We start from the raw sequence: 25,369 nt of genomic DNA on the forward strand, positions 1-25,369 counted from the left end.
CGATTGCGCGCCGCTCGAAAGACAATGGACTATCCTCGTTGGGGGTATTCTTGATCACGCCAAAATCTCGGTTTGAACGCTTGGCACGACCGACCAAACGGCACGAAAAAAGCCCCGTCCGCAGGGTGTGCGGAAAGCGGGGCTCATTTGCCGTTGGCGATCAATGCCATTTCTTGCTTTAACGCTATGACAAGCTCACTTTATAGTCAATTAGAAATCATGCTCATTTTTCAATCATTCGCCTGCGCCCAATCCGGCGATACCGCGCCGCGGCTGGTTAGGCGCAAGGATATGGGGCGCCATCTTCCCGGGCAATCCTCAAATCAAGGTTAACTGGGAACATTGAGACGGCGTTAACTTACATGCCATGATGAAAATGGGCCTGTCGCATGTTTTGTTGGCTATAGCATCATTGTTAAGCTTCTGGTGCTACCGCTATCCAGAAGACAAATGTTGGCGTTCAATATGCAAACTATTGATATCGAGGCAATTACTCAAAAAGCAAATTCCAGCCTACAGGAAGCGTGGCATCTTGGATGTACGGGCCGCTCGGTTGAGGCACTTACACTTGCCAGCCAAATTCATGCCGATGCCAAGTCGCGGGGCGACGATCGCATTGCCGCCCAATGCGACACGGATATAGCCTGGTATTGTTTGCAGATTGGCAAGGCCGAACTCGGGATAACGCATGTCCGCAGGGCGGTAGACTTCTGGAAATTGAATGGGGAGCCCATCCAGGAAGCCTATGCCCGGGCGTATCTCGGATGGTTATTCCTGGAATTGGGCCTGCCGGAGGAAGCGATCGAAGAGGCTACCCGCGCGTTGGATTTGGCCGACAGGACTGAAGACCTAAAGGTGCAAAGCCTGGCCACCAACGTCATTGGAATTATCTTCTGGTACAACAAGCAGCCTGACCGGGCCATTCTGATGAGCGAGAGATCCGTCGAGCTCGCCAGATCGATCGGCGACAAGACCTATGAATGCTGGTGGCTTATCAATCTTGGCGGTGCCCATTCGGAAGGCGGATATATCGCGCAAGCGCGCGGCGAGCCGGAAGTGGGACACCAGATGCTGATGAGAGCGCTGGAGCTGACGGAAGAGGCGCTCGACATCTCAATCGAGATCGGGGATAGCTGGGCCGCTCGCATTTGTCTCGGCAACGAAGCGGACTACTACAGTCATCTGGGCGAGCATGACAAAGCGCTTCAGTGCATGGTCCGCTATGAGGCGTTTCAGGAGAACAGCTATGTTCGCGACAGGCAGCAATATCTCTACACTTTAGGCCAGGTCCATATCAATTGCGGGAACTTTGTAGACGCGCGATCGCTGTTGCTCGAGGCGCTGGATCTGATCGGCGACGGCGGCAGTTTCGATTCCTATATCCAGATCTATCTTTATCTGTCGCAGGCTTATGAAGGGCTGGGGCAGTTTGACCTGGCGCTGGAGACGCATAAGAAGTTCCACCAGGCATATTTGCAAAACAGCGCCGAGAGAACCCAGCAGCGTGCGCGTCTCGCCGAAATCTACTATGAAACCAAACGGCTTAAGGAAGTCGCGGAGACAGAGTCGAAGCGCGCCGAAACGCTGGAAGCCTCCTATCAGAAATTGCAGGAGGAAACTGATATCCTTGCCAGCGCCGTTTATCTGGATGGGCTGACTGGGCTCTATAACCGCAAATATCTCGACAGCCGCTTCAAGGAGCTAGCGTCCGAGACGCGCCCATATTCCATCGCGATGCTGGATGTAGACCACTTCAAGTCGATCAATGACAACTTTTCCCATATGATCGGGGACCAGGTGCTTAGCGCCATTGGAACCATATTGCGCAACCAGTTGCGGATCACCGATCAGGCGATCCGCTTTGGCGGCGAGGAGTTCGTTGTCCTGCTGGCGGGCCCTCCCGGAGGGGCGGCCGATGTCTGCGAGAGGCTGCGTTCGACGATTGAACGCTGGGACTGGTCGCAGATCTGCAACGGGCTGTGCGTCACGGTCAGCATAGGCGTCGCCGGTAGCCTGTCCGCCAATTCTCCGAACGAGATTTTGGAGATCGCCGATCAGAATCTCTATGCGGCGAAAAAGGGCGGTCGCAACCGGGTTGTTTCGTAGCGAGCGTGCCGTCCAGCGACGTCTCTGTCTGGTAAACGCTGCAAGCATCTAGCTGTGTTGCTGCCCCGTAACCAAAGGCGTACGGGGCAGTTTCTTTGCTCGGCTAACTATTCAAATCCCGCCAAAGCCGCACCGGATTAGAATTCCTCCCAATTGGTAGCCGCGACCGCCAGGTTGCCTTGCGTCGCGTAGGCCTTGGCGAGTTTGGCTCCCAGCGCCCGTGCAGGAGATGCCGTGGGCATGTCGCTTTGCTTAGCTGAGCGAGCCCGGGATACCGATGCCTTGCCGATGTTGAATTCACTGAGCATTGCAGCGATGCGACCGACCTCCAGCGTGAGTGCATGGCTGGCGGCGGTGGATTCCTCTACCATCGCGGCATTCTGCTGCGTGCCCTGATCCATCGAGTTGACGGCTGTATTAATTTCCTGCAGGGCGGTTGCTTGCTCTGTGGATGCTCGAACGATCGCGCCGATATGCCGATCAATCTCCTTGACCTCGTCAGCGATGACCGTAAGCGCTTCTCCGGTTTCTCCAACAAGAGTCACGCCCGCCTTTACCTGCTCGCCCGAATTGTTGATCAGTTCTTTGATCTCCTTTGCGGCCTTGGCCGAGCGCTGGGCGAGTTCGCGAACCTCCTGCGCGACGACGGCAAAACCCTTACCTGCGTCGCCGGCTCGAGCCGCTTCGACACCGGCATTCAGCGCCAGCAAGTTCGTCTGGAAGGCGATTTCGTCAATCACTCCGATAATATTCGAGATTTCCCGCGAAGAGCCGTCGATTGCACCCATTGCGGCGACCGCTTGCCTCACGATGTCACCGGATTTTTCGGCGCCGATACGAGCCTTTGCAACCAGTTGTCCAGCTTCCTCGGCACGCCGGCTGGAATCCTTGACCGTGGTGGTGATTTCCTCAAGTGCAGCAGCGGTCTCCTCGATGGAGGCTGCCTGCTGTTCGGTACGCTTGGAAAGATCATCCGCAGCGGACCGAATTTCCTGTGAGCCAGAGTTGATCTGTGAAGCGGCACCATTGATTTGCTCGATCGTCGCCGACAACTGGTCAAGAGCGTTGTTGAAGTTGTCACGCAGAGCGTGATACGCCGCCGGCAGCTCGTCATCGATCCGGTAGCTGATATCCTTGGCGGCGATTGCCGCCATCGCTTTGCCGAAGCTGTCGCAGACGAGCTGGCGTTCCGCGTCGATCGCCTCGGCCTGAGCCTTCTGCTTTGCGATTTCAGCTTCATCGATATAGACCGAGATCGCCAAGTCCATGTCCAACATCACAGCCTTGACGAGACTGGCAAGTGCCTTGCCGAAGTCCGCACTCTTCATTGTTTTTCGTGAGAATATCCCGCCTTTGGGGAAGATTTCCTCGACGGCGCTCTTGATCAGATGGTCGATAATGATGGCGTAGCCGCCAATGTACCATTGTGGCTCCAGGCCGATGCGGGCATGCACAGTGCCGATCGTACGAACCTTGCCGACATATTCCTCATTGAAATTGCCATCGGCGATATTGTGCCAATGGCCCATCTGCGCACCCTTCGCCCGGGCGATGTTCTCCTCCGTGGAGAAAAAGCGGCTGACCTCTGGGCTCTTGCGCAATTGCGCATAGAACTTGTCCAGACCATGGGGCAGTTCGCGTTCGATCAAAGTTTTTAGGGATCGGATGCCAGCGCGACCGTCCTGATCGAGCTGCATGAAGTCGAGGCGGCGTTCGACGTTCTGACGCCGGGTCTTTGCGCCGGCGGCGTCACCGTTGCCTGCGGAATTGGAGCTGTTGTTGGCATGCATGGAGCGACTCGACATTCTCGACCTCGAAAACAATGGGCTTAAACCGCGATTGGGCACATACCTCAATCACATCGAAACCCGTCGTCATGTCGGCGCTGGCGTCCATCCGCCCTTTCGATAAGCCCCAAATTTGGGCGATTTCCTTTATTTGGCGTTAACCAAAGTCAGATCCTCAAGGCACATCGCTAAAGTCTTCGTATATCGGATATTTTCTGCGCTTTTCGGATGCGATGATTTGGCGAATGCAGGGGCGCAGCGGCATATGTCTATGCGGCGCTAAGCGCACTCCGAAGAGGAGGCGGGATCGGGAAGGTCCGTCGCCTCAGTTTATGAGGTTCCGGCGAATCGCTTCGGCGACCGCATGGGCGCGATTGGCCGCACCGAGTTTTTTCGTCGCGCTTTTCAGATAGCTATTGATGGTTTCCGGTCGATAATCCGAAGCATCGGCGATTTCCTCACTCGTCAACCCTTTGCTGGCGAGTTCAAGGCTTCGCAACTCACCGTTCGTCAGACGAAGGACGCCGGCGGCGAAGCGATCCATCAAAGGCTTCGTGATTACCCGATGCAGCGGTTCGGCAAAGAAGAGGAGCAAATCCCGCTCGCTTGCTGTGAATTGTTTTTCTCTTGTGAAGCAGACGCCGCCGTAGACGACGCCATCTCTCGCCAATGGCACCTGCAAGCGTTGCCCGATCCTGTAAGCCCGCAGCAAATATTGAAGGCGTTGCGAGGGGGGCGAGATGTCAAAAGCTTCTTCGTCGCTCAGCGGCGTCGTTCGGTTCAGCGACTGGATGACGAGCGGGTCCGATAGACCGAGCTTTTCTCCGAAGTAAGTATCGATATAAGCAGGCGGCATATCGGTATCGATGGAACGGCCCCGTCCAATCCGATACCCGGCGAGATCCAGCCCGCCGACAGCGATGTGGCGGAAATCGACCGCCTTCCTGAGCTGTTCCAGCAGTTCGCTGTCGCGTAGCTGTCTATGGGCGGGAACCTCGGAGAGATCCTTGAAATCGCCCAGGTATTTTATTGCAACACAACCCATCGTCATCTCGTCTTTTGCGCGCTGCCCAATTTTGACGTCGAGAAGTTAATGTCATGTTAAAGTTTGCAAGTTTAGGCGCTGCCCAGATCGCCGATCACGAACGTCTCTTACGTAAATTCAGCGGCCATGATCTCAAGTTCATGCCACAGACTGTCGGCAAATCCGCGCAGGACGAGGAGTTCGTAGCAATCCTCGCTGGTGCGGGCGAGGTTGGCGCCGATATGGCCGATCAGCGTCATCACGGCATGGTTGATGGGGAATTGATTGTCATGCAGGTCCACGCCCGTACCCTTTGCCAGGAGCTGACGCACCTGCGGACCCCTGATGCGGATCCGGCTGCGTCCGTGCGTTTGGTCCACCAGATAGGCGACTGTCGCCAGACGATCGGCGACGACATCAACGTCAAGAGCGCTGCCGGCAACCAAGAACCATTGTCCGGGACCGGAGTTTCTGAGGCTGAGACCTTCTGTTTGCCCGATCGCTGCCAGAATGCCGGCCTCGGTAACAGCGCCGGGGCGGGCCAATAGCTGCAGGATCACACCGTCGGTGACCGCCTCCAGCGCCAGATTCCCGAGCACCTTTGGTTCCCCGACGCGAAGTGCCGGGCGGCGGATGAGTTCAAATTTGGTCATGGCTGCCTCAGATGCCGCGCGTTCAGACATGGAGCTTCTCGTTTGCAGGATCGACAAAGACGGGACTGACGAGGCGTCCGGCGGTAAATTCGTTACGCAGGCCGTTCCAGATCTGCACCTCTTCACCATGGCGGGATGCGCCGCCCTTGACGAGGGCCAGGCCGATGGTGGAACCGACATGGGGCGAGAAGCAGCTCGAAGACACATAACCTTGGTCGTTTTCGAGCGTGGCCGCTGCGTCCTTCTTCAGAATATGTGCACCCGTCCTGAAGCTGACGGCCGGATCGAGCGGCACGACGCCGACCAGTTGCGGACGATCCGGATTGACTAGCCCCTCGCGCGCGACCATGTGCTTGCCGATGAAATCCTGCTTGGCCATGGACACCATCCTGCCGAAGCCGAGGTCGGCTGGGACGACGGTACCGTTGATCTCGTTATGGGTGACGTGCCCTTTCTCGATGCGCAGGACAGCCAGCGCCTCGATACCATAGGCGCAAATTCCACGGGCAGCGCCTGCCTGCATGACGAGATCGGCAACGCTCTCGCCGAAATCTGCCGGCACGGCCAGTTCAAAGGCCAGCTCTCCGGAAAACGAGATGCGGAACAGCCGGCCTTTCAGTCGTCCGCCAAGCAGCGAAACCTCTTTTGCCGCCAGGTATGGAAAGACTTCATTGGAAATGTCGTCATCGACGAGTTGCTGCAGCACGGCTCGCGACTTTGGCCCGGCAACCGCCATCTGCGCCCATTGGTCGGTGACCGACGCCAGCCGCACGTCGAGTTCCGGCCAAAGCGCCTGGGCGCAGAATTCGAGATGGTTCATGACACCTGCGGCATAGGCCGTGGTCGTCGTCATGAAATAGCGGTCCTCGGCAAGTCGGCTGGTCGTTCCGTCATCATATATAAAGCCGTCTTCGCGCAGCATCAGCCCGTACCGAGCCTTACCGACCGGCAGCGTCAGAAAACCGTTGCAATAGACGCGATTGAGGAACTCCGCAGCGTCCGGCCCGCACACTTCGATCTTGCCGAGCATGGAGACATCGCAGATGCCGACATTCAGCCGGATATTCTTCACCTCGCGGTCGACGCTTTCGCGCCAGCCATTTTCCCCCGCCCGCGGGAACCAGGCGGAGCGATACCAAAGGCCCGTTTCGACGAAGGTCGCGCCGTTTTTCGCCGCCCAATCGTGCAGTGGCGACTTGCGCACCGGCTGGAAATGCTTCCCGTGCGAGGCTCCTGCCAGGGCGCCGAAGGAAACGGGCGTATAGAAGGGACGGAAGGTCGTGGTGCCGACCTCGGCCGGCGAAACACGCCGCGCCTCGGAGAGGAGGCCGATGGCGTTGATGTTGGAAAGCTTGCCCTGATCGGTCGCCATGCCGTTGGTCGTATAGCGCTTGGCAAGCTCCACGTGACCATAGCCTTCCTGCACCGCAAGGCCGAGATCCTTCAGATGCACGTCGTTCTGGTAGTCGACGAAAGCCTTGCCGGTGATGCCGGGAATGGACCAGAGCGGCCTGGTCGGGGCCGGCACGGTTTCCCGCTCGACGACCGGGTTCTCGCTGACAGAATGGGAAAAGCCGAGGTCCGACAGTGCTGCGGCCGCAGCCTTCTGCCCGGACGCCATGGAGGCATGCAGCCCAAAGACACCTGCGGCCGAGCCCGCAAGCTCCAGATCCGCCAAGCCCTCGGGCGCGAGGAGGGCGGAATGTTCATCGGACCAACGCGGCTTGCCGCCGCGATGGCAGGCAAGGTGGATGATCGGCGAGAAGCCGCCTGACATGGCGAGACTGTCGACCGCGAGCCGCTCCGACTGCCCCTCGCGCCAGATGTCGATCGCTTCGACTGCCTTGCCGCCATGCACGTTCGAGACAAAGCCGCCCCGCACCAGCCGGGCCTTGCCGGTATAGGCGATATGCGCATCACGGCGGCTGTCGATGACCGCCGCCACCTCCATGCCGGCAGCCTCCAGATCGGCGGCGAGCGCATAGCCGCTGTCGTTGCTGGTGAAAACCGCCGTCTTCCTGCCCGGCGCAACGCCATAGTGATTGAGATAGCTGCGCATGGCGCCGGCCATCATGACGCCGGGAATGTCGTTGCCGCCGAAGACCAGCGGCCGCTCTTCGGCACCCGTTGCCAGAATGGCCTTTTTTGCCGCAATGCGCCACAGGCGCTCGACCGGCAGATTTGCCAGAGGTGCGGCAACATGTTTCTGCACACGCTCCACGGCCCCGAAAACCTGGCCGTCATACCAGCCGAATACCGTCGTGCGTGTCAAAAGCTGGACATTGGAAAGGCTCTCCAGTTCCGCAATCACGCCTGCGGCAAAGGAGGATGCCGGCAGTCCGCCGATCAGCGCCGTTTCGCTCAAGGCGTAGCCACCAAGCGCCGCATTTTCATCGACCAGGATTACCCGCGCTCCGGCCCGGCCCGCGGCAAGCGCCGCCATCAGGCCCGCGGCCCCAGCGCCGATCACCAGCAGATCGCAATGCGCCCAGCATTTCTCATAGGCATCCGGATCCGTTTCATGGGATGCCCTGCCGAGACCTGCCGCCTTGCGGATGAAGGGTTCGTAGACCTTCTCCCAGAATTTGCCCGGCCACATGAAGGTCTTGTAGTAGAAGCCGGCAGACAAAAAGGGTGAAAGCAGGCCATTGACCGCACCGATATCATGCTCCAGCGAGGGCCAGCGGTTTTGGCTCTTCGCTTCCAGGCCCTCATAGAGATCCTGCATGGTGGCGCGTGTATTGGGCTCGGTTCGCCCGCCGCGGCCGATGGTCATCAGCGCATTGGGTTCGGCCGCTCCAGCCGTCAGGATGCCGCGCGGGCGGTGATATTTGAAACTGCGTCCAACCAGTTGCTGACCGTTGGCCAGCAAGGCCGAAGCAAGCGTATCACCCGCCAGACCCGTCATCGGCTTACCATCGAAGGTAAAGGATAGCGCCTTCTCCCGTTTGATCAGGCCGCCTTTCGGAAGACGATAGGAGGTCATGCAAGCACCTCCTTTCGTTCAGCAGCATCACGGCAATCATGGATCTCATGCGTGGCCGTATCGCGCGAAACCACAAGCCAGCGGCGGCACCCGGACGTGTGGTGCCAATATTCCTGGTAAGCGCCACGCGGATTGTCGCGCAGATAGACATAATCGAACCATAGGTCCGCTCCGGCGTCGGCGGCGGGGCGCGGCAGGGCGGCGCCTTTCACAGTGAATTCTTCCTTCGGGCGAAGCCCGCAATGAGGGCAGGGAATACGGCTGGCCATGTCATGTCGCTTTCGGAAAAATCAGTGAAGGTTCGGCTGGGCGCCCTGGCCCTTTTCATCGATCATGTAGCCGCGCTGGAAGCGGTCGAGGCGGAACGCTCTCGCCGTTTCATGCGGCTCGCCGCGGGCAATCAGGTGGGCAAAGCAATAGCCCGACGCGGGCGTCGCTTTGAAACCGCCATAACACCAGCCTGAGTTCAGATAGAGATTATCGAGATGCACCTTGTCGATGATCGGCGAGCCATCCATCGACATGTCCATGATGCCGCCCCAGGACCGCAGCACACGGATGCGCGAGAGCGCCGGGATCATGGCCTTGCCGGCTTCCGCGACATGCTCGACCGTGGCCAGATTACCGCGTTGAGCATAGGAGTTGTAGCCGTCGATATCGCCGCCGAACACCAGGCCGCCCTTGTCGGATTGCGAGACATAGAAATGTCCGGCGCCGAAGGTGACAACGCCGTCGATGAATGGTTTCAGGCCCTCGGAAACGAAGGCCTGCAGCACGTGGCTCTCGATCGGCAGCTTCAGTCCGGCCATCTCCGCCACGCGTGACGAATTGCCGGCAGCAGCAAGCGCGAGCCTGCTGCAGGCGATGAAGCCGCGGCTGGTTTCCACCCCGACCGCCCTACCGTTTTCAAGGCGGATATCCGTCACCTCGCAATTCTGGATAATATCGACGCCATGGCTGTCGGCGCCGCGGGCGTAACCCCAGGCGACAGCGTCATGGCGTACCGTGCCGCCACGCCGCTGCAGCAAGCCGCCCTGGACCGGGAAGCGGGCATTCTCGTAGTCGAGAAAGGGCAGCATGGTGCGAACTGCCGCGCGGTCCAGCAGCTCGGCATCGACGCCATGCAGGCGCATGGCGTTGCCGCGCCGCGTATAGGCATCGCGCTGGGCGTCGGAATGAAAGAGATTGAGAACGCCGCGCTGCGAGACCATGGCGTTAAAGTTGAAGTCCTGCTCCAGACCTTCCCATAGCTTCAGCGAGAACTCATAGAAGGGATTGTTGCCGGGCAGCAGATAGTTGGAGCGGATGATCGTGGTGTTTCGCCCGACATTGCCCGAGCCGATATAGCCCTTTTCCAGCACGGCGACATTTCTGATTCCGAAGGTCTTCGACAGGTAGTAGGCCGTCGCCAGGCCATGTCCGCCGCCACCGACGATGATCACGTCATAATGGGGTTTCGGCTCTGGCTGCCGCCAGTGAGCGGCCCAATTCCTGTTGCCACGAAGACCATTGAGGAAGATCGAAAGTGCCGAATACCGCATCCGTGTCCGCTCGATTTGTGAGACTGAAGGAAGGCTAGGCCAGGAATGCGATCAACAATTGCAGAATTAGGCCATTTCAGGATAAATTGAAGACATGCGTGATAACAGCTCGTCCTCCACCCAACGCTACGGCTTCGCGCTGACCCCGAATTTCGCGCTGATGTCCTACGCATCGGCGACCGAGCCCTTGCGTGCTGCAAACCTGATTGCCCAGACCGGCCTCTATGAGGTCATCCCGCTTTCGGTCGACGGCAGGGCTGTCGCGTCCTCCTCCGGGTTTGCAATTCCCTGCGAAGACATTTCGGTCATCGGTGCGAGCTGCCACACGATCTTTGTCGTTGCCGGCGGCAATCCCGGCGACTGGAAGGATGCCGCAGGCCTGCATCCCGTGCTTCGCAGACTGGCTCGCCAGGGCGTGCGCATCGGCGGAATTTCCAGCGGCTCCTATCTTCTTGCCGCCGCCGGCCTGATGGATGGGCGCGATTTCACCATCCATTGGGAGCATGCCCCGGCCATGCGCGAGGCCTTTCCCCATCTCTCCCCGCGGCAGGCGCGCTATGTGCTGGATGGCGACCGCATCACCTGCGGCGGCGGCGTGGCTCCGCTAGACATGATGCATGCCCTGATCGAAGGCAGGCTGGGAACGGCCTTTGCGAGACGGGTCAGCGACTGGTATCTCCATACGGCTGTAGCGGAGCCGACAGCACCGCAGCGCGGCTCTTCGAGCGAGCGGTTCGGCACGCATCATCCGGCCCTGATCACGGTTCTGGAAAAGATGGAAGCCACCATAGAACAGCCGATGGATCGCCGGACGATGGCAAAGCTCGTCGGACTGAGCCCCCGTCATCTCGACCGCCTGTTTGCCGAACAGCTTGGTGTCAGCTTCCATGACAGCTATCATCGGATTCGGCTCGATCATGCCCGTCGGCTGCTTGAACAAAGCCCTCTATCGATCTCCGAACTGGCTTTCGCCACTGGTTTCTCCAGCGCTTCGCATTTTTCGAGAGCCTTCAGACAACATTTTGGGCTGACGCCAAAATCCGCTAGAGCAATCCGCCGGACGCCGTAGAAAGCGATCCGCAGGCAGACAGGGAAGAGAAATGATGGCCAAGAACACCCAAAAAGAAGCGGCAGCAAGCAAGGCAGCTCTTGCACAAAATCCGCATGCTGTCCGCGAGCCGCGCGAAAACAATCTCGAGATGGCGATCGGTCATGAGGTCCGCGCCTACCGCAAGAAGCTCGGCATCACCGTGACCGATCTTGCGGCGGCAACCGATATGTCGGTGGGGATGCTGTCAAAAATCGAAAATGGCAATATTTCGCCTTCGCTATCAACTTTGCAGGCGCTTTCCAAGGCACTCGGCGTACCGCTCACGGCATTCTTCCGACGCTTTGAGGAGCCGCGTACCGCGATTTTCGTCAAGGCAGGTGAGGGCGTCAACATCGAGCGCCGCGGTACGCGCGCTGGCCATCAATACAGTCTTCTCGGCCATATCGACAACAATAGCAGCGGCGTTACGGTCGAGCCCTATCTGATCACGCTCACCACGGAATCAGACGTCTTTCCAACCTTTCAGCATGAGGGAATGGAGTTCCTCTATATGCTGGCGGGCGAGGTCGTTTATCGGCACGCGGACACGCTCTACTCCATGCAGCCGGGTGACAGCCTTTTCTTCGATGCTGACGCGCCGCATGGGCCGGAGGAATTGGTCAAATTGCCGGCCCGTTATCTTTCGATCATCTCCTATCCGCAAAAAGCGAACCATGAGTAATTTTGCTTAAAAAGAAAAATTTATTCTTTTAAGTTGAAATACGGCATACCGTATGATAGCCCTCCATTGGCAAACGAATGGAGGGTGTTGGAAGTTATGTGCGGCATTGTTGGATTGTTTTTGAAAGACCGGACGCTCGAGCCGAAACTCGGCGAGATGCTGTCCGATATGCTGATAACAATGACCGACCGCGGGCCTGATTCCGCCGGCATTGCGATCTACGGCGCCCCATCCGAAGGAAGGACGAAGCTTACGCTGCAGTCGGCATCGCCGGAGACTGCCTTCGCCGGGCTTCGGGGCGAATTGGAGAGCGCCGGCCTGTCCGCGACCGTCACCGTCAAAAGCACGCACGCGGTCGTCGAAACCAATGGCAGCGCTGGCGAGCTGCGTGCGTTTCTGGCGGCCAGTCACCCGGATATCCGCGTCATGGGCTCCGGCGACAGCGTCGAAATCTACAAGGAAACTGGCCTTCCGAAGGAAGTGGTGGAGCGCTTCAACGTTCGCGCCATGAGCGGTTCGCACGGCATCGGCCATACCCGCATGGCCACGGAATCGGCTGTAACCACACTGGGCGCTCATCCCTTTTCGACCGGGGCTGACCAATGCCTCGTGCACAACGGCTCGCTCTCCAATCACAACAATCTTCGCCGCGAACTCATTCGGGAAGGCATGACCTTCGAAACGCAGAATGACTCCGAAGTGGCGGCTGCCTACCTGACAGCGGAAATGGCGAAGGGCAAAGACCTCGGCGAGGCCCTGACCGGCGCGCTCGACGACCTCGACGGCTTTTTTACGTTCGTCGTCGGCACGAAGTCCGGCTTCGGCGTCGTCCGTGATCCGATCGCTTGCAAGCCCGCAGTCATGGCCGAGACAGATCAATACGTCGCCTTCGGATCGGAGTACCGCGCGCTGGTCAATTTGCCAGGCATCGAGAGCGCACGCGTCTGGGAGCCGGAACCGGCCACCGTCTATTTCTGGGATCACGAAAAGGCCGCCTGAAGCCCGCCCTTCACGACAAGAAAGTTTTAGCTCCATGCCTGTCTTCGATCTTTCTCACACGCCGCTGCGCGAACTCAACAGCGCCCTGCACAATCTCGGTGCCGGCGCCAACGACACCGCCTTCGAGGTGGTCAATCCGCGCGGCAGCCATGCGGTTGCCGTCGGCATCGATGCTCCCGTCACCGTCGAGGTCAGGGGCTCGGTCGGCTATTACTGCGCCGGCATGAATGATGGCGGCGCGGTCACGGTCCATGGCTCGGCCGGTCCGGGCGTTGCCGAAAACATGATGTCCGGTACCGTCGTGATCGAAGGCGATGCCAGCCAGTATGCGGGCGCCACCGGCCGCGGCGGTTTGCTCGTCATCAAGGGCAACGCCGCCTCGCGCTGCGGCATCTCGATGAAGGGCATCGACATCGTCGTTCACGGTTCCATCGGTCACATGTCCGCCTTCATGGGCCAGTCTGGCCATCTCGTCGTTCTCGGCGATGCCGGAGAGGCGCTCGGCGACAGCCTCTACGAAGCCAAGCTTTTCGTGCGCGGGTCCGTCAAGAGCCTGGGAACCGACTGCATCGAAAAGGAGATGCGGCCCGAGCATCTCGAAAAGCTTTCTGAGCTTCTCGACAAGGCAGGCGTCAGCGGCGTCCGACCGGAAGAATTCAAGCGCTACGGCTCCGCCCGCAAGCTCTACAACTTCAATATCGACAACGCTGACGCGTACTGAGGCGAGGAAAAATCATGAGCTATCACAACCCGTTCACCCCGCCGCGTAAGTCCGCAACCTTCGACGACTACACGCTTGCTGAAATTCGCCGCGCGGCGGCGACCGGCATCTACGATATCCGCGGCGCCGGCACCAAGCGCAAGGTTCCGCATTTCGACGACCTGCTGTTTCTCGGCGCCTCGATCTCGCGTTACCCGCTGGAAGGCTATCGCGAGAAGTGCGATACTTCCGTGGTGCTTGGCACGCGGTTTGCCAAGAAGCCGATCCACCTCAAGACACCAATCACGATCGCCGGCATGAGTTTTGGCGCTCTGTCGGGCAATGCTAAGGAAGCCCTCGGCCGCGGCGCAACGATTGCCGGCACATCGACCACTACGGGCGACGGCGGCATGACAGACGAGGAGCGCGGCCACAGCCAGACGCTAGTCTACCAGTACCTGCCGTCGCGCTATGGCATGAACCCGAAGGACCTGCGCCGGGCCGATGCGATCGAAGTGGTCGTAGGCCAGGGCGCCAAGCCGGGCGGCGGCGGCATGCTGCTCGGCCAGAAGATTTCGGATCGCGTCGCGAACATGCGCAACCTGCCCAAGGGCATCGACCAGCGCTCGGCCTGCCGCCACCCGGACTGGACCGGTCCCGATGATCTGGAAATCAAAATCCTCGAACTGCGCGAGATCACCGACTGGGAAAAGCCGATCTATGTGAAGGTCGGCGGCGCCCGCCCCTATTACGATACGGCGCTGGCCGTGAAGGCTGGCGCCGACGTGGTGGTGCTGGACGGCATGCAGGGCGGCACGGCGGCGACCCAGGATGTCTTCATCGAAAATGTCGGGATGCCGACGCTCGCCTGTATTCGTCCGGCCGTGCAGGCTCTGCAGGACCTCGGCATGCACCGCAAGGTGCAACTGATCGTCTCCGGCGGCATCCGCTCCGGCGCCGATGTCGCCAAGGCCCTGGCGCTTGGTGCGGACGCTGTCGCCATCGGCACGGCAGCCCTCGTCGCTATCGGCGACAACGACCCGAAGTGGGAGGAGGAATATCGCAAGCTCGGCACGACCGCAGGAGCCTATGACGACTGGCACGAAGGCAAGGATCCGGCCGGGATCACGACCCAGGATCCGGAACTTGCCGCCCGTCTCGACCCGGTCGCGGCCGGCCGGCGCCTCGCCAACTACCTCAAGGTCATGACCCTCGAGGCGCAGACGATTGCCCGCGCCTGCGGCAAGAACAAGCTTCACAACCTTGAGCCGGAAGACCTCTGCGCGCTGACCATGGAAGCAGCGGCCATGGCCCAGGTGCCGCTCGCCGGCACCAACTGGTACCCGGGTAAGGGCGGGTTCTAACACCGAATGGCCGCGTCCTGCTCCCAGGGATGCGGCCATTTTCCTTTCAACATGTGTCTCAATCCATAAAAACAGGGGAACTACGTGACACAGGATCTTTCAAACTTTGCCGCCGAGCGCGGCATAAAATATTTTATGATCAGCTACACCGACCTGTTCGGCGCCCAGCGCGCCAAGCTCGTGCCGGCCGAAGCGATCGCCGACATGCAGAAGGATGGTGCCGGCTTTGCCGGTTTCGCCACCTGGCTCGACCTGACGCCGGCGCATCCGGATCTCTTCGCGATCCCCGACGCATCCTCCGTCATCCAGCTTCCGTGGAAGAAGGATGTTGCCTGGGTCGCGGCCGATTGCGTCATGGAAGACCAGCCGGTCGCCCAGGCGCCGCGAGTGGTGCTGAAGAAACTGGTCGCGGAAGCAGCGGAAATGGGGCTTCGCGTGAAGACCGGCGTCGAGCCGGAATTTTTCCTGATCTCGGCGGACGGCGAGAAGATCTCCGACGAATTCGACAATGCGGAAAAGCCCTGTTACGACCAGCAGGCCCTGATGCGCCGCTATGACGTCATCGCCGAAATCTGCGACCATATGCTGGCGCTCGGCTGGAAGCCGTACCAGAACGACCATGAAGACGCCAACGGCCAGTTCGAGATGAACTGGGAATACGACGACGCCCTGAAGACGGCCGACAAGCATTCCTTCTTCAAATTCATGGTCAAGTCGGTTGCGGAAAAGCATGGCCTGCGCGCCACCTTCATGCCCAAGCCGTTCAAGGGCCTGACCGGCAATGGCTGCCATGCCCATATCTCGGTCTGGGACCTCGACGGCAAGGTCAATGCCTTTGCCGACAAGGAAATGCCGTTCGGCCTTTCCGCCAAGGGCAAGACCTTCCTCGGCGGCATCATGAAACACGCCTCGGCGCTTGCCGCCGTCACCAATCCGACGGTAAATTCCTATAAGCGGATCAACGCGCCACGGACGATTTCCGGTGCGACTTGGGCGCCGAACACCGTGACCTGGACCGGCAACAACCGCACCCACATGGTTCGCGTACCTGGCCCCGGCCGCTTCGAGCTTCGCTTGCCCGATGGCGCCGTCAACCCCTATCTGCTGCAGGCCATCATCATCGCGGCCGGCCTGAGCGGTCTCAAGAGCAACGCCGATCCGGGCGCCCACTACGACATCGACATGTACAAGGATGGTCACACGGTCACGGATGCGCCCAAGCTGCCGCTCAATCTCCTCGATGCGCTGCGCGCCTATGAAGAAGACGAAGGGCTCCAGACCGCGCTCGGCAAGGAGTTTTCCGCGGCCTATCTCAAGCTCAAGCATGGCGAATGGAACGCCTATTGCTCGCAGTTCACGAGCTGGGAACACCAGACCACGCTCGACGTCTGATCCGTCCCTCCCAGGGCGCAACTGGTCCCGGATCGCTCCGGGACTTTCTTTTTCCCGTGATATGAAGGACCTCCTCCGATGAAATTCGTGCTGACCGTTGCCTGCCCAACCACCCGTGGCATCGTCGCGGCGATCTCCGGTTATCTCGCGAGCCAGGGGTGCTACATCATCGACAGCTCGCAGTTTGACGACCTGGAGAACGGCCTATTTTTCATGCGCATTTCCTTCCTGTCCGAAGAAGGCAGGGACCGGCCGGAGCTTGCCGACGGCTTTGCCGCGATCGCCGACAAGTTCAGCATGACCTTCGACATTCATGACGCCGAGGAGCGCATGAAGGTCGTCCTTATGGTCTCGCGCTTCGGCCACTGCCTGAACGACCTGCTCTATCGCTGGCGCATCGGCGCCCTGCCGATCGACATCGTCGCGGTCGTGTCGAACCATCTCGACTATCAGAAACTGGTGGTCAACCACGACATTCCTTTTTTCCATGTGCCGGTCACCAAGGCCAACAAGCCGGATGCGGAAGCTCGGTTGCTGCAGATCGTCCAAGACACAAAGGCCGATCTGGTAGTGCTTGCCCGCTACATGCAGGTCCTGTCGAATGCGCTCTGCCGGGAGATGTCCGGTCGGATCATCAATATCCACCACTCCTTCCTGCCGAGCTTCAAGGGCGCCAACCCTTACAAGCAGGCCTACGAGCGTGGCGTGAAGCTGATCGGCGCAACGGCGCACTACGTCACCGCCGATCTCGACGAGGGTCCTATCATCGAGCAGGACGTCGCCCGCATCACCCATGCGCAGTCGGCGGAGGACTATGTTTCGATCGGCCGTGACGTGGAAAGCCAGGTGCTGGCACGGGCCATCCATGCCCATATCCACCACCGCATCTTCATCAACGGCAACCGCACGGTCGTCTTCCCGGCAAGCCCCGGCTCCTATGCCTCCGAGCGCATGGGGTGACGACGACGGCGGTCGAGGCAAAAGTGGTGGCTGCTTTTCTCAGCCATCGCCGAAAGGCCCATTGTACATGGCGTTCCCGAGGGCCATGCCTTGCCGGCAAGCGTCGGCTCGCTCGGCACCGTCCCCTCGCATGTCACCCTGCCGATCGCCTGTGGCAAGATTGTAAGGGTGAAATAAGGATCATCGGCGTCCGGCCGGAGCGAACGCACTGAAATGGTGGCTCTGGGTTATTCCGGAGCCATCAGTCGCCCGGTCGAGGCCACTCAATAGAGCGACGGAAAACCGCCCCTGGTTACAGTTTGCCCTTCCAGGGCACGAGGAAAGCTTCCAGAAAGCGAATGGCGGCCGAGAAGGCGAAGGCGCAGATTGCGATGATGCCAATGCCCACGAAGACGACGTCGGTCGCCAGGAACTGCGACGCTGACATGATCATGAAGCCGATCCCGCGTGTGGAAGCGATCAATTCGGCGGCGACCAGCGTGCCCCAGCCGACGCCAAGCGCAATTCGGATGCCGGTGAGAATCTCGGGCAGGGCGGACGGCAGCACGATGTCGATGAAGAGCTGCAGCCGGCTTGCGCCCAGCGAACGCGCTGCATTGACGCGCTCGATCGGGAGCGAACGAACGCCCGCCTGGGCCGAGAGACAGATCGGCGCGAACATCGCAAGCACAAGCAGCGTGATCTTCGACGTTTCGCCGATGCCGAGCCAGATGATCATCAGCGGCAGGTAAGAGAGGGGCGGCAGCGGCCAGTAGAACTCGATCGGCGCATCCAGCACCCCCTTTGCCCAGCGGTTCAAACCCATGAGCAATCCGAGCGGAATGCCGGCGGAGATGGCGATGAAGGCTGCGACCACGATGCGGAACAGGCTTGCAAAGACATGCTCGGAAAGCGACGCTCCGGCATAACCGTCGCGATAGATGACACCGATTTGCGTCAGCACTTCGCCCGGACGCGGCAGGAAGAGGTGGGAAACAACACCGAGCGCGGATACGAGCCACCACAACAGCAATATGGCCAGGGCGGTAACAGTGCTGATCAAGACTGTGGGCCTCTCCCCGGCACCGAAGCTCGCCATCTTCACCAGCTTGACCTGGCGATCCTCTCTGTACGCCGCAACCGGCGAGGCTTGGACTATATCGCTCATGCGGCACTCCTGAAATCTTCGCTGCTATGGAGGATGGCGCGGATCTCCTCGCGCAGCTCGGCAAATTCCGGCGACGCCTTGATGGCGCGGGCATCGCCGGTTTCGGCGAAGCGGCGGACGAAATCGAGATCGAAGCGCGCAACGACGCGCCCCGGCCGAGGTGACATGACCAGGACCTGCGTGCCCAGGAACAAGGCCTCTTCGATCGAATGCGTGATGAAGAAAACCTTCTTTGCCGTCTTATTCCAGACGGAAACCAGCAGCTCTTGCATCTGCTCGCGTGTCAGGCTGTCGAGCGCGCCGAATGGTTCGTCCATCAGCAGGATGTCGGGATTGGTCGCGAGCGCGCGTGCGATACCGACCCGCTGCCGCATGCCGCCCGACAGCTCATAGGGAAAGGCGCCGGCGAATTCGTCGAGACCGACGAGCCGCAGCAGTTCCAAGGCACGCGCTTGCCGTTCCTTCCGGTTGACGCCGGCGAATTTCAGGCCGAGCGCGACATTGTCGACAACGGACTTCCATGGCAGCAGCGAGTCTTTCTGAAAGACGACGCCGCGATCGGCACCCGGCCGTGCGACTGCGCGGCCATCGAGTGTTATCCGGCCATCGGAAAGCGGAAGGAAACCGGCAATCGCGTTGAGAAGGGTGGATTTGCCGCATCCCGAGGCTCCGAGTGCGACGACGAAGCCGCGTTCGGGAATATCGAAGGAAACGCGATCGAGCGCGTGGACGGTCCGCCCGTCACGGGCTGCGAAGAAAACGCTGGCGTGATCGACTTTAAGCATGTTGGCGCTCGCGGGTTCGACGCCGGCGCGACTGTCGCGCCGGCGTCAGGGAGGATCAGTTGCTGACGCTGGCGAGTGCGTCTGCGGTTACGAAGGCTCCATAATTCGCCAGCACGTCGGACACCTTGCCCTGCTCCTTCAGGAACGATGCCGTGTCCTTGAGGATCTTGCCGGCCCCCGCCTTTTCCCCGCCGCCGAGCCAAGCATCCGATGCCTGGACCTCAGGCGTGAGCAGCGTCAGGTTCTTCAAGGCCGAGGCCTGCTGCTCGGGCGTTCCGCCGAGGAGTTTGGCGAGCGACTTGGCGTTATCACTGTCGGGACCCCAGGCGGCCTTATCTGAGGCGAAGGACGCGTAATATTTGTTGATGACCGCAGCGAAACCCTTCAGGAATTGCGGGTTGTCGGCGGCAAATTTCGAAGTCGCGACCCATGCTGAGAAGGTCGGCGCGCCTTTGTCCGCCACATCCTTGGAGGTCACGAGGACCTTTCCGTTCTTCTTGAGTTCGGTCAGAGCCGGATCCCAGACGAAGCCGCCATCGATGTCGCCGCGGTTATAGCTGGCGACGATCTCGGGCTGAGGGATTGCGAAAACCTGGACGTCCTTCTCGGTCAGGCCCAGCGATTTGATGAGCGCCAGGAGCTGATAGTGGTCGGTGGAGACAGGCGCGGCGGCAAGCTTCTTGCCTTTCAGGTCGTTCAGGCTTTCGATCCCGGAACCGTTGCGCACGACAAGAGCCTCGTCGATGCCCGAGATGGATGCGAGATAGAAGGCCTTGACCTCGAGGCCGCGCGATACCGCAGCCGCAAACGGGCTGGAGCCGACATAACCGACCTGAACGTCGCCGGAGGCAATGGCGGCGAAGATCTCGGCGCCCGAATTGAACCTGCGGAAGTCGATGTCGTATCCCGTATCCTTGGCGAATTCGCCGTTTGCGATCGCAACGGAAGAGGGCAAGGCATCGGTCTGATAGCCGACGACGACCTTCTTGTCCGCCGCATCGGCAACGATCGCCGTTGTAAGAGTGCCGACGCCGACAGCGATCGCCGCAATCAAGTTCCTGAAATTCATTTTGAGCCCCTTTGTTCAGGGCCGCACGGCCCTTGATATCACCGTCAAAAGGGTAACGGTAAAAAGCGGGCTATCGGGAGAAATAACAAACTATATTTATAGACTATAGGGACAATTGTTTGCGTGATTCTGCCGCTCGTGCGATCCGCAGAGCGGCCAAGAGATGCGGGGCTTGTTGCGCTTCAGGGAGAAACCTTGATGCTCACGACGCGACACGGACGATCAGCTTGCCAAAATTCCTTCCTTCCAGAAGACCGAAAAAAGCCGAGGGAGCGTTTTCGAGCCCGTCCACGATGTCTTCCTTATATTTGAGCCGGCCGTCGGCGATCCATGTTCCGGCCTCGCGATAGAAGTCAGGGCGCTGGTCGGCGAATTCGCGCTGGATGAAGCCTCGTATGGTGAGGCTTTTGCGCAGAATGGCTCGCATCACGACGGGGAGTTGATCATGTCCGCTCGAGGCGGAAGCGGTTTCGTTGTAGTGTGCGATCAGCCCGCAGACCGGAACGCGCGCAAAGTCGTTGAGCAGAGGAAAGACCGCGCTCCAGACGTGGCCGCCGACATTCTCGAAGTAGACATCGATCCCCTTCGGACAGGCGGCGGCGAGTTCTGCCGCAAAATCATCAGAACGATGGTCTACCACCGCGTCGAAGCCGAGTTCTTCGCGCACATATTCGCACTTCTCGCGTCCGCCTGCTATTCCGACAGCCCGCGCCCCGAAAATCCTGGCGATCTGGCCGACGGCGGAGCCAACAGCACCACTCGCCGCAGCGACGACAAGTGTTTCGCCGGCTTTCGGTTTGCCGATATTGCGGAGCCCTGCATAGGCTGTGAAGCCAGGCATTCCGAGAATGCCGAGTGCGGTCGTGATCGGCGCCGCCTCGGGATCGAGCTTGCGCAATGCGGTACCGTCTGAAATCGCATAGCTCTGCCAGCCGGAATGCGAAAGGACGATATCCCCTGGCTTGAATGTTGCATTGCGGCTGCTGACGACCCGGGCAACCGTTCCACCTTCCATCACGTCGCCGATTTCGACCGGCTTGGCATAGGACTTTGCATCGTCCATGCGGCCCCGCATATAGGGGTCGAGGGAAAGATAAAGAATTTGGAGAAGCACTTCGCCCTCGGCGAGATCCCGGAGCGTTTCTTGCTCGACCCGGAAATTCGCCGCTACGGGCTTTCCGGATGGGCGTGATGCAAGGACGATGCGTGTGGTAACGGGCAGGCTGGCCATGATCATGTTTCCTCGCTCTGACTTTCGCTTGTAGGCAAAATATGAGGTTCGTTCGAGGACGGGCAAGACCACTTTCGCAGCGCCGATCAAGGACGATATGCAGGGCGGGCGCCGATCGCGATTTCAGAATAGCGCTTTCGGTGGCTCGATAGTGACAAAATCTGGGATGAAACAACCGAGCTTCATGTAGATGCGGGCTTCGTACGCCGCGACGATGAAGGCGTCTCTCGCAAGCTCAGGAGTGGATTTGCCTTCGACTGCGGCGCGACAGATCATCAACGCATCCTCATAAGCCTGATCTTCTTCGGCGGGCCAATCCGTCGACAGACAATCGAGTGCTTCCAAACTGCTCCTGATCGTTCGAAACTCGCCGATCCGGTGTAGTTCCAGGCTTACCGGCTCCTGCCATGTTTCATGCGTTAACATGATCTACCTCTGCGCTAAAACGGCAACAAAGGGATTTTTGTTCCTATGGGTCGCAAGATGTGGAGGTGGGTCTGGCTCGTACTCCCAACGATCATCCTGATGGCTACTCAAGAACTGTTTCCGTTTACGGCTGGTCTCGATGCGATCGAAAACGCAGCCTTTCAACATGGCCTGCTTGTTTCTGAGTTGAGCTTGTGGTCACTCCTTTCTATGTTGATGAACTTATCCGTATGATTTCCAACGGCTTCACGAAGCTCGGGAAGGATCGAAATTCCACAATGGCGCGATCGGCCGAAATGCAAGATAGAACCCGCATGAAGAATGGGCAGCAGGATGAATCCCAAACACCCTCGTCATCGGTGGGCCGGCCGCTGCAAGAGCGGCGGAGATCCTTGACGATCGGGCTGTTGCGCGCGCGCGAAGCGGTGATGAGTCACTTCCGGCCGATCTTGGCGGCGCATGACGTAACCGAGCAGCAGTGGCGGGTCATCCGCGTGCTGTTTGAAGCGGGTACACTCGATGCAAGCGAAGTGGCGGACAAGGCTTCTATCCTGGCGCCGAGCCTGACGCGTATGATTCGCTCGTTGGAGGAGCGCGGTTTCATCACGAAGCATAAGGACAAGGCTGACGGTCGACGGGTTTTGATGCGGATCACGCCCGCAGGGCGGGCATTGATCGATGCGGTCATGCCGGAGAGTTTGAAGGTCTATGCCGATATAGGCGAGCGCTTCGGTCCGCAGCGCGTTGAACAATTGTTGGATATGCTGGACGAGCTGGCGGCGCTGAAGCTCGAAGGAGATGCGGGCGGCGAAGAGTGAGTGCTTCAAGCATCGCATAGGCTCCCTTAATTAATGTGTTAAATAAATAGTTGACGATCTGCCTGGGCTGCTGCAGTCTCAAACCATGCTGACACTGTTGGGAGGCAGAGTTGGACCTGTTGCAGAACCGCAGCCTCGTGGATCGGGCTTGGTCACCGACGCCTTACGATCAATGGGTGGATGAGCTTCAAAGCATCTGTGGGAATTTCAACGCGCATACGATGAGCCGCGGCGACAGGGTGGTCGGCACGGCGAGCCGGATCGACGTGTGCGGCATGGAGTTCGCCCATGTTTCAAATGATCTCGACTATGTTCACCGCGATTGGGACGATATTCGCCGCGATGCCAATGAGCATCTGTTCCTGATCCTGCAGCTCGAGGGTGCCTGCGGCGTGGAACATTCCGGCCAGCAGAATATCCTCGATGTCGGCGAATGTATTCTCGTGGACTCCACGCGACCGACCACTTTCTATTTCCGGGGCCATTTCTCCAATCATCTGTCCCTGCACCTGCCGCGGCAATTGATGTATTCGGACAGCAGGATCGATTTCGATGTGGCGCGGAAACTGATTGCTTCCGATCCGATGGCGATGATGCTGCGCGCGCTGATCGCCAAGATGATGACGACGCCGGACAACGAGGCAGCCTCGCCGTTCCTTCGCCAACTCATGTTCGACACGACACGCCAGGCGTTTCTGTCGACGGGTATTCAGACGGCGAGCCTGAATTTGCTGCACGATAGCGCCAGCAAACGTATGCAAATGGTCGATATTCTCATCGACAAGCATCTGACCGACAGCGACCTGAATGCCAAGTGGCTCGCGACGAGGCTTGGCGTGTCGATCCGCACCCTGCAACAGGATTTCCAGGGCATGGGCATGACCTGCACGACCGTCATCCGCGACAAGCGGCTGCGCTTCGCACGCGAAAAGATCGAGCAGCTCAAGGAGCAGCGCAACCAGACGACCATCGCCGAAGTCGCCTATTCGGCCGGATTCAACGACATTTCCTACTTCAATCGCAGCTTCAAAGAGCTGTTCGATTGCGCGCCGAGCGAATTGCTTCGCTCTGCCGAACCCGCCCATAAATTGGACTGAGGCATACTCTGCGCTCCAGTCCAAGACGAGGCGCGTTTCTCCCCAAGACGGGTTTTGCGGCAACGGCCATAGTCCTCCCGAAAGTCACGGGAGGAGAATGTCGTGAAGCAGTATACCCTGCTTATCGGTGGCGAACCTGTTGCCACGTCCCATCATGCACCGGTCGCAAATCCGTCGAATGGCGAGGTGGTCGGTCATATGCCGCTTGCCGGCGAAGCAGACCTTGACCAAGCCGTTGCGGCCGCCGCCACCGCCTTCAAGACGTGGTCGCAAGTTTCGAGCGAAGAGCGCGCCAAGGCTTGCCGCGACATGGCGGAGAAGATCAACGAACATGCCGAGGAACTTGCCCAGATCCTGACGCGGGAGCAGGGCAAGCCGCTCAATGGCCTCGGCTCACGCTTTGAGATCGGCGCCGCGCTCGCCTGGACCCGCCATACCGCCGAACTCGACCTGCCCGTTGAGGTCCTGCAGGACGATAATGAAGGCCGTGTCGAGCTGCATCGCAAGCCGATCGGCGTCGTCGGTTCGATCACGCCCTGGAACTGGCCAGTGATGATCGCCTGCTGGCATATCGTTCCGGCCGTGCGTGCCGGCAATACCGTCGTCATCAAGCCGTCGCCTTTGACGCCGCTTTCGACGATCCGCCTCGTCGAGATCATGAATGAGGTCCTGCCGCGTGGTGTCGTCAACGTCATCACCGGCGAAAACAGCATCGGCGCAGCACTCTCCGCCCATCCGGGCGTCGCCAAGATGATCTTCACCGGCTCGACGGAAACCGGCAAGAAGGTCATGGCATCGGCGGTCGCGACCCTGAAGCGGCTGACGCTGGAGCTCGGCGGCAATGATGCCGGCATCGTCCTGCCCGATGCCGATCCGAAGGCTATCGTCGAAGGTCTCTTCTGGGGCGCCTTCATCAATAACGGTCAGACCTGCGCGGCGCTGAAGCGTCTCTATGTGCACGACAGCATCTATGAAGAGGTCTGCCACGGCCTTGCTGATTATGCGTCCAAGATCGTTGTCGGTGATGGCCTGGACGAGGCGAGCATCCTTGGGCCGATGCAGAACGAGATGCAATTCAACAAGGTGCGCGAACTGGTCGAGGATGCGCGTGCCCATGGCGGCCGCATCCTGACCGGTGGTGCGCCAATGGATCGCCCGGGCTATTTCTATCCGATCACGCTCGTTGCCGATGTCGATCATGGCGTTCGGCTGGTCGATGAGGAGCAATTCGGTCCGGCCCTGCCGATCATCCGCTATAGCGACATCGACGAAGTGGTCGCCCGTGCCAACCAGAATCCCGCCGGTCTCGGCGGTTCCGTCTGGTCCTCCGATGCGGAGAAGGCGAAACGCTATGCGGTGCAGCTCGAATGCGGTTCGGTCTGGATCAACAAGCACGGCACGATCCAGCCCAATGCGCCTTTCGGCGGCGTGAAGCAGTCCGGCATCGGCGTCGAGTTCGGCGTGGAAGGACTGAAGGAATTCACGACAATCCAGACGGTGTTGAGCTGAGCC

Annotated in this window: 22 protein-coding genes; 11 read left to right on the forward strand and 11 right to left on the reverse strand. The window is 59.7% G+C overall.

Annotation, left to right across the window (positions count from 1 at the left end; translation table 11 throughout):
* The first annotated feature begins 450 nt into the window (after positions 1-450).
* Entirely contained in the window at positions 451-2,106 is a 1,656-nt protein-coding gene (locus N2601_RS19930) for a tetratricopeptide repeat-containing diguanylate cyclase (RefSeq protein ID WP_104826004.1), read from the forward strand.
* 137 nt (positions 2,107-2,243) lie between these two features.
* Here the strand turns inward: N2601_RS19930 and N2601_RS19935 are convergent, their stop codons facing one another.
* The 6 genes from N2601_RS19935 to N2601_RS19960 all read right to left on the reverse strand — a co-directional run bounded on the left by N2601_RS19935 (position 2,244) and on the right by N2601_RS19960 (position 10,097).
* Positions 2,244-3,911 (reverse strand): globin-coupled sensor protein, encoded by a 1,668-nt coding sequence (locus tag N2601_RS19935; RefSeq protein WP_260304600.1) that lies wholly within the window; start codon positions 3,909-3,911, stop codon positions 2,244-2,246.
* Between the two features lie 307 nt (positions 3,912-4,218).
* The gene (locus tag N2601_RS19940; RefSeq protein ID WP_104826006.1) at positions 4,219-4,938 is read right to left on the reverse strand and encodes a helix-turn-helix transcriptional regulator; all 720 of its coding nucleotides are present in this window, start codon (positions 4,936-4,938) and stop codon (positions 4,219-4,221) included.
* Positions 4,939-5,045: 107 nt separating this feature from the next.
* Complete coding sequence (locus N2601_RS19945; protein ID WP_260304601.1) at positions 5,046-5,570, reverse strand: sarcosine oxidase subunit gamma; 525 nt, start codon at positions 5,568-5,570, stop codon at positions 5,046-5,048.
* 22 nt (positions 5,571-5,592) lie between these two features.
* Positions 5,593-8,556, reverse strand: a complete 2,964-nt coding sequence (locus N2601_RS19950; RefSeq protein WP_260304602.1) for a sarcosine oxidase subunit alpha family protein — start codon at positions 8,554-8,556, stop codon at positions 5,593-5,595.
* Entirely contained in the window at positions 8,553-8,825 is a 273-nt protein-coding gene (locus N2601_RS19955; RefSeq protein ID WP_104826009.1) for a sarcosine oxidase subunit delta, read from the reverse strand. Before N2601_RS19955 ends, N2601_RS19950 begins: the two co-directional genes overlap by 4 nt.
* Positions 8,826-8,846: 21 nt before the next feature.
* Entirely contained in the window at positions 8,847-10,097 is a 1,251-nt protein-coding gene (locus N2601_RS19960; RefSeq protein WP_104826010.1) for a sarcosine oxidase subunit beta family protein, read from the reverse strand.
* A gap of 94 nt (positions 10,098-10,191) precedes the next feature.
* Here N2601_RS19960 and N2601_RS19965 point away from each other — a divergent pair, with 94 nt between their 5' ends.
* The 7 genes from N2601_RS19965 (at position 10,192) to purU (ending at position 17,284) form a co-directional block, all read left to right on the forward strand.
* Positions 10,192-11,166, forward strand: a complete 975-nt coding sequence (locus N2601_RS19965) for a GlxA family transcriptional regulator (protein ID WP_104826011.1) — start codon at positions 10,192-10,194, stop codon at positions 11,164-11,166.
* A 31-nt stretch (positions 11,167-11,197) separates the two neighbouring features.
* Positions 11,198-11,869: a helix-turn-helix domain-containing protein gene (locus N2601_RS19970; protein WP_104826012.1), complete on the forward strand. Its 672-nt coding sequence runs from the start codon at positions 11,198-11,200 to the stop codon at positions 11,867-11,869.
* Between the two features lie 96 nt (positions 11,870-11,965).
* Positions 11,966-12,868, forward strand: coding sequence for a class II glutamine amidotransferase (locus N2601_RS19975; RefSeq protein WP_104826013.1), 903 nt, complete (start codon positions 11,966-11,968; stop codon positions 12,866-12,868).
* 34 nt (positions 12,869-12,902) lie between these two features.
* On the forward strand, positions 12,903-13,589 hold the full coding sequence (locus tag N2601_RS19980) for a GltB/FmdC/FwdC-like GXGXG domain-containing protein (protein ID WP_104826014.1): 687 nt from the start codon (positions 12,903-12,905) through the stop codon (positions 13,587-13,589).
* 14 nt (positions 13,590-13,603) lie between these two features.
* A complete protein-coding gene (locus tag N2601_RS19985) occupies positions 13,604-14,932 on the forward strand; it encodes an FMN-binding glutamate synthase family protein (protein WP_104826015.1) in 1,329 nt (442 codons plus the stop codon).
* A gap of 84 nt (positions 14,933-15,016) precedes the next feature.
* Positions 15,017-16,324, forward strand: a complete 1,308-nt coding sequence (gene glnT, locus N2601_RS19990; RefSeq protein WP_104826016.1) for a type III glutamate--ammonia ligase — start codon at positions 15,017-15,019, stop codon at positions 16,322-16,324.
* Positions 16,325-16,402: 78 nt separating this feature from the next.
* Positions 16,403-17,284, forward strand: a complete 882-nt coding sequence (gene purU / locus N2601_RS19995; RefSeq protein ID WP_104826017.1) for a formyltetrahydrofolate deformylase — start codon at positions 16,403-16,405, stop codon at positions 17,282-17,284.
* A gap of 292 nt (positions 17,285-17,576) precedes the next feature.
* Here purU and N2601_RS20000 read toward each other — a convergent pair whose 3' ends face one another.
* From N2601_RS20000 to N2601_RS20020, 5 genes are all read right to left on the reverse strand, one after another.
* Complete coding sequence (locus N2601_RS20000; RefSeq protein WP_104826018.1) at positions 17,577-18,431, reverse strand: ABC transporter permease subunit; 855 nt, start codon at positions 18,429-18,431, stop codon at positions 17,577-17,579.
* Positions 18,428-19,216: a taurine ABC transporter ATP-binding protein gene (locus N2601_RS20005; RefSeq protein ID WP_104826019.1), complete on the reverse strand. Its 789-nt coding sequence runs from the start codon at positions 19,214-19,216 to the stop codon at positions 18,428-18,430. Before N2601_RS20005 ends, N2601_RS20000 begins: the two co-directional genes overlap by 4 nt.
* Positions 19,217-19,271: 55 nt before the next feature.
* On the reverse strand, positions 19,272-20,285 hold the full coding sequence (gene tauA, locus N2601_RS20010) for a taurine ABC transporter substrate-binding protein (RefSeq protein ID WP_104826020.1): 1,014 nt from the start codon (positions 20,283-20,285) through the stop codon (positions 19,272-19,274).
* Between the two features lie 202 nt (positions 20,286-20,487).
* Positions 20,488-21,516: an NADP-dependent oxidoreductase gene (locus tag N2601_RS20015; RefSeq protein ID WP_104827817.1), complete on the reverse strand. Its 1,029-nt coding sequence runs from the start codon at positions 21,514-21,516 to the stop codon at positions 20,488-20,490.
* 123 nt (positions 21,517-21,639) lie between these two features.
* Positions 21,640-21,942 (reverse strand): DUF982 domain-containing protein, encoded by a 303-nt coding sequence (locus N2601_RS20020; protein ID WP_104826021.1) that lies wholly within the window; start codon positions 21,940-21,942, stop codon positions 21,640-21,642.
* 296 nt (positions 21,943-22,238) lie between these two features.
* Here N2601_RS20020 and hpaR point away from each other — a divergent pair, with 296 nt between their 5' ends.
* From hpaR to N2601_RS20035, 3 genes are all read left to right on the forward strand, one after another.
* A complete protein-coding gene (gene hpaR, locus N2601_RS20025) occupies positions 22,239-22,760 on the forward strand; it encodes a homoprotocatechuate degradation operon regulator HpaR (protein WP_199773636.1) in 522 nt (173 codons plus the stop codon).
* A 110-nt stretch (positions 22,761-22,870) separates the two neighbouring features.
* Positions 22,871-23,857: a helix-turn-helix domain-containing protein gene (locus N2601_RS20030; RefSeq protein WP_104826023.1), complete on the forward strand. Its 987-nt coding sequence runs from the start codon at positions 22,871-22,873 to the stop codon at positions 23,855-23,857.
* Between the two features lie 102 nt (positions 23,858-23,959).
* Positions 23,960-25,366: an aldehyde dehydrogenase family protein gene (locus N2601_RS20035; protein WP_104826024.1), complete on the forward strand. Its 1,407-nt coding sequence runs from the start codon at positions 23,960-23,962 to the stop codon at positions 25,364-25,366.
* Positions 25,367-25,369 lie beyond the last annotated feature (3 nt).

It is taken from the genome of Rhizobium sp. CB3060 (assembly GCF_025200735.1).
GTDB lineage: Bacteria > Pseudomonadota > Alphaproteobacteria > Rhizobiales > Rhizobiaceae > Rhizobium.

What these genes read in the sequence shown, in the direction of transcription:
- N2601_RS19965 (WP_104826011.1), top strand. Translation starts at nt 10,192, where the DNA reads ATGCGTGATAACAGCTCGTCCTCCACCCAACGCTACGGCTTCGCGCTG.
- N2601_RS19960 (WP_104826010.1), bottom strand. Translation starts at nt 10,097, where the DNA reads ATGCGGTATTCGGCACTTTCGATCTTCCTCAATGGTCTTCGTGGCAAC.
- N2601_RS19930 (WP_104826004.1), top strand. Translation starts at nt 451, where the DNA reads ATGTTGGCGTTCAATATGCAAACTATTGATATCGAGGCAATTACTCAA.
- hpaR (WP_199773636.1), top strand. Translation starts at nt 22,239, where the DNA reads ATGCAAGATAGAACCCGCATGAAGAATGGGCAGCAGGATGAATCCCAA.
- N2601_RS19975 (WP_104826013.1), top strand. Translation starts at nt 11,966, where the DNA reads ATGTGCGGCATTGTTGGATTGTTTTTGAAAGACCGGACGCTCGAGCCG.
- N2601_RS19980 (WP_104826014.1), top strand. Translation starts at nt 12,903, where the DNA reads ATGCCTGTCTTCGATCTTTCTCACACGCCGCTGCGCGAACTCAACAGC.
- N2601_RS20015 (WP_104827817.1), bottom strand. Translation starts at nt 21,516, where the DNA reads ATGGCCAGCCTGCCCGTTACCACACGCATCGTCCTTGCATCACGCCCA.
- N2601_RS19940 (WP_104826006.1), bottom strand. Translation starts at nt 4,938, where the DNA reads ATGGGTTGTGTTGCAATAAAATACCTGGGCGATTTCAAGGATCTCTCC.
- N2601_RS19935 (WP_260304600.1), bottom strand. Translation starts at nt 3,911, where the DNA reads ATGTCGAGTCGCTCCATGCATGCCAACAACAGCTCCAATTCCGCAGGC.
- N2601_RS19985 (WP_104826015.1), top strand. Translation starts at nt 13,604, where the DNA reads ATGAGCTATCACAACCCGTTCACCCCGCCGCGTAAGTCCGCAACCTTC.
- N2601_RS19945 (WP_260304601.1), bottom strand. Translation starts at nt 5,570, where the DNA reads ATGACCAAATTTGAACTCATCCGCCGCCCGGCACTTCGCGTCGGGGAA.
- purU (WP_104826017.1), top strand. Translation starts at nt 16,403, where the DNA reads ATGAAATTCGTGCTGACCGTTGCCTGCCCAACCACCCGTGGCATCGTC.
- N2601_RS19970 (WP_104826012.1), top strand. Translation starts at nt 11,198, where the DNA reads ATGATGGCCAAGAACACCCAAAAAGAAGCGGCAGCAAGCAAGGCAGCT.
- N2601_RS20020 (WP_104826021.1), bottom strand. Translation starts at nt 21,942, where the DNA reads ATGTTAACGCATGAAACATGGCAGGAGCCGGTAAGCCTGGAACTACAC.
- N2601_RS19950 (WP_260304602.1), bottom strand. Translation starts at nt 8,556, where the DNA reads ATGACCTCCTATCGTCTTCCGAAAGGCGGCCTGATCAAACGGGAGAAG.
- tauA (WP_104826020.1), bottom strand. Translation starts at nt 20,285, where the DNA reads ATGAATTTCAGGAACTTGATTGCGGCGATCGCTGTCGGCGTCGGCACT.
- N2601_RS20000 (WP_104826018.1), bottom strand. Translation starts at nt 18,431, where the DNA reads ATGAGCGATATAGTCCAAGCCTCGCCGGTTGCGGCGTACAGAGAGGAT.
- N2601_RS19955 (WP_104826009.1), bottom strand. Translation starts at nt 8,825, where the DNA reads ATGGCCAGCCGTATTCCCTGCCCTCATTGCGGGCTTCGCCCGAAGGAA.
- N2601_RS20005 (WP_104826019.1), bottom strand. Translation starts at nt 19,216, where the DNA reads ATGCTTAAAGTCGATCACGCCAGCGTTTTCTTCGCAGCCCGTGACGGG.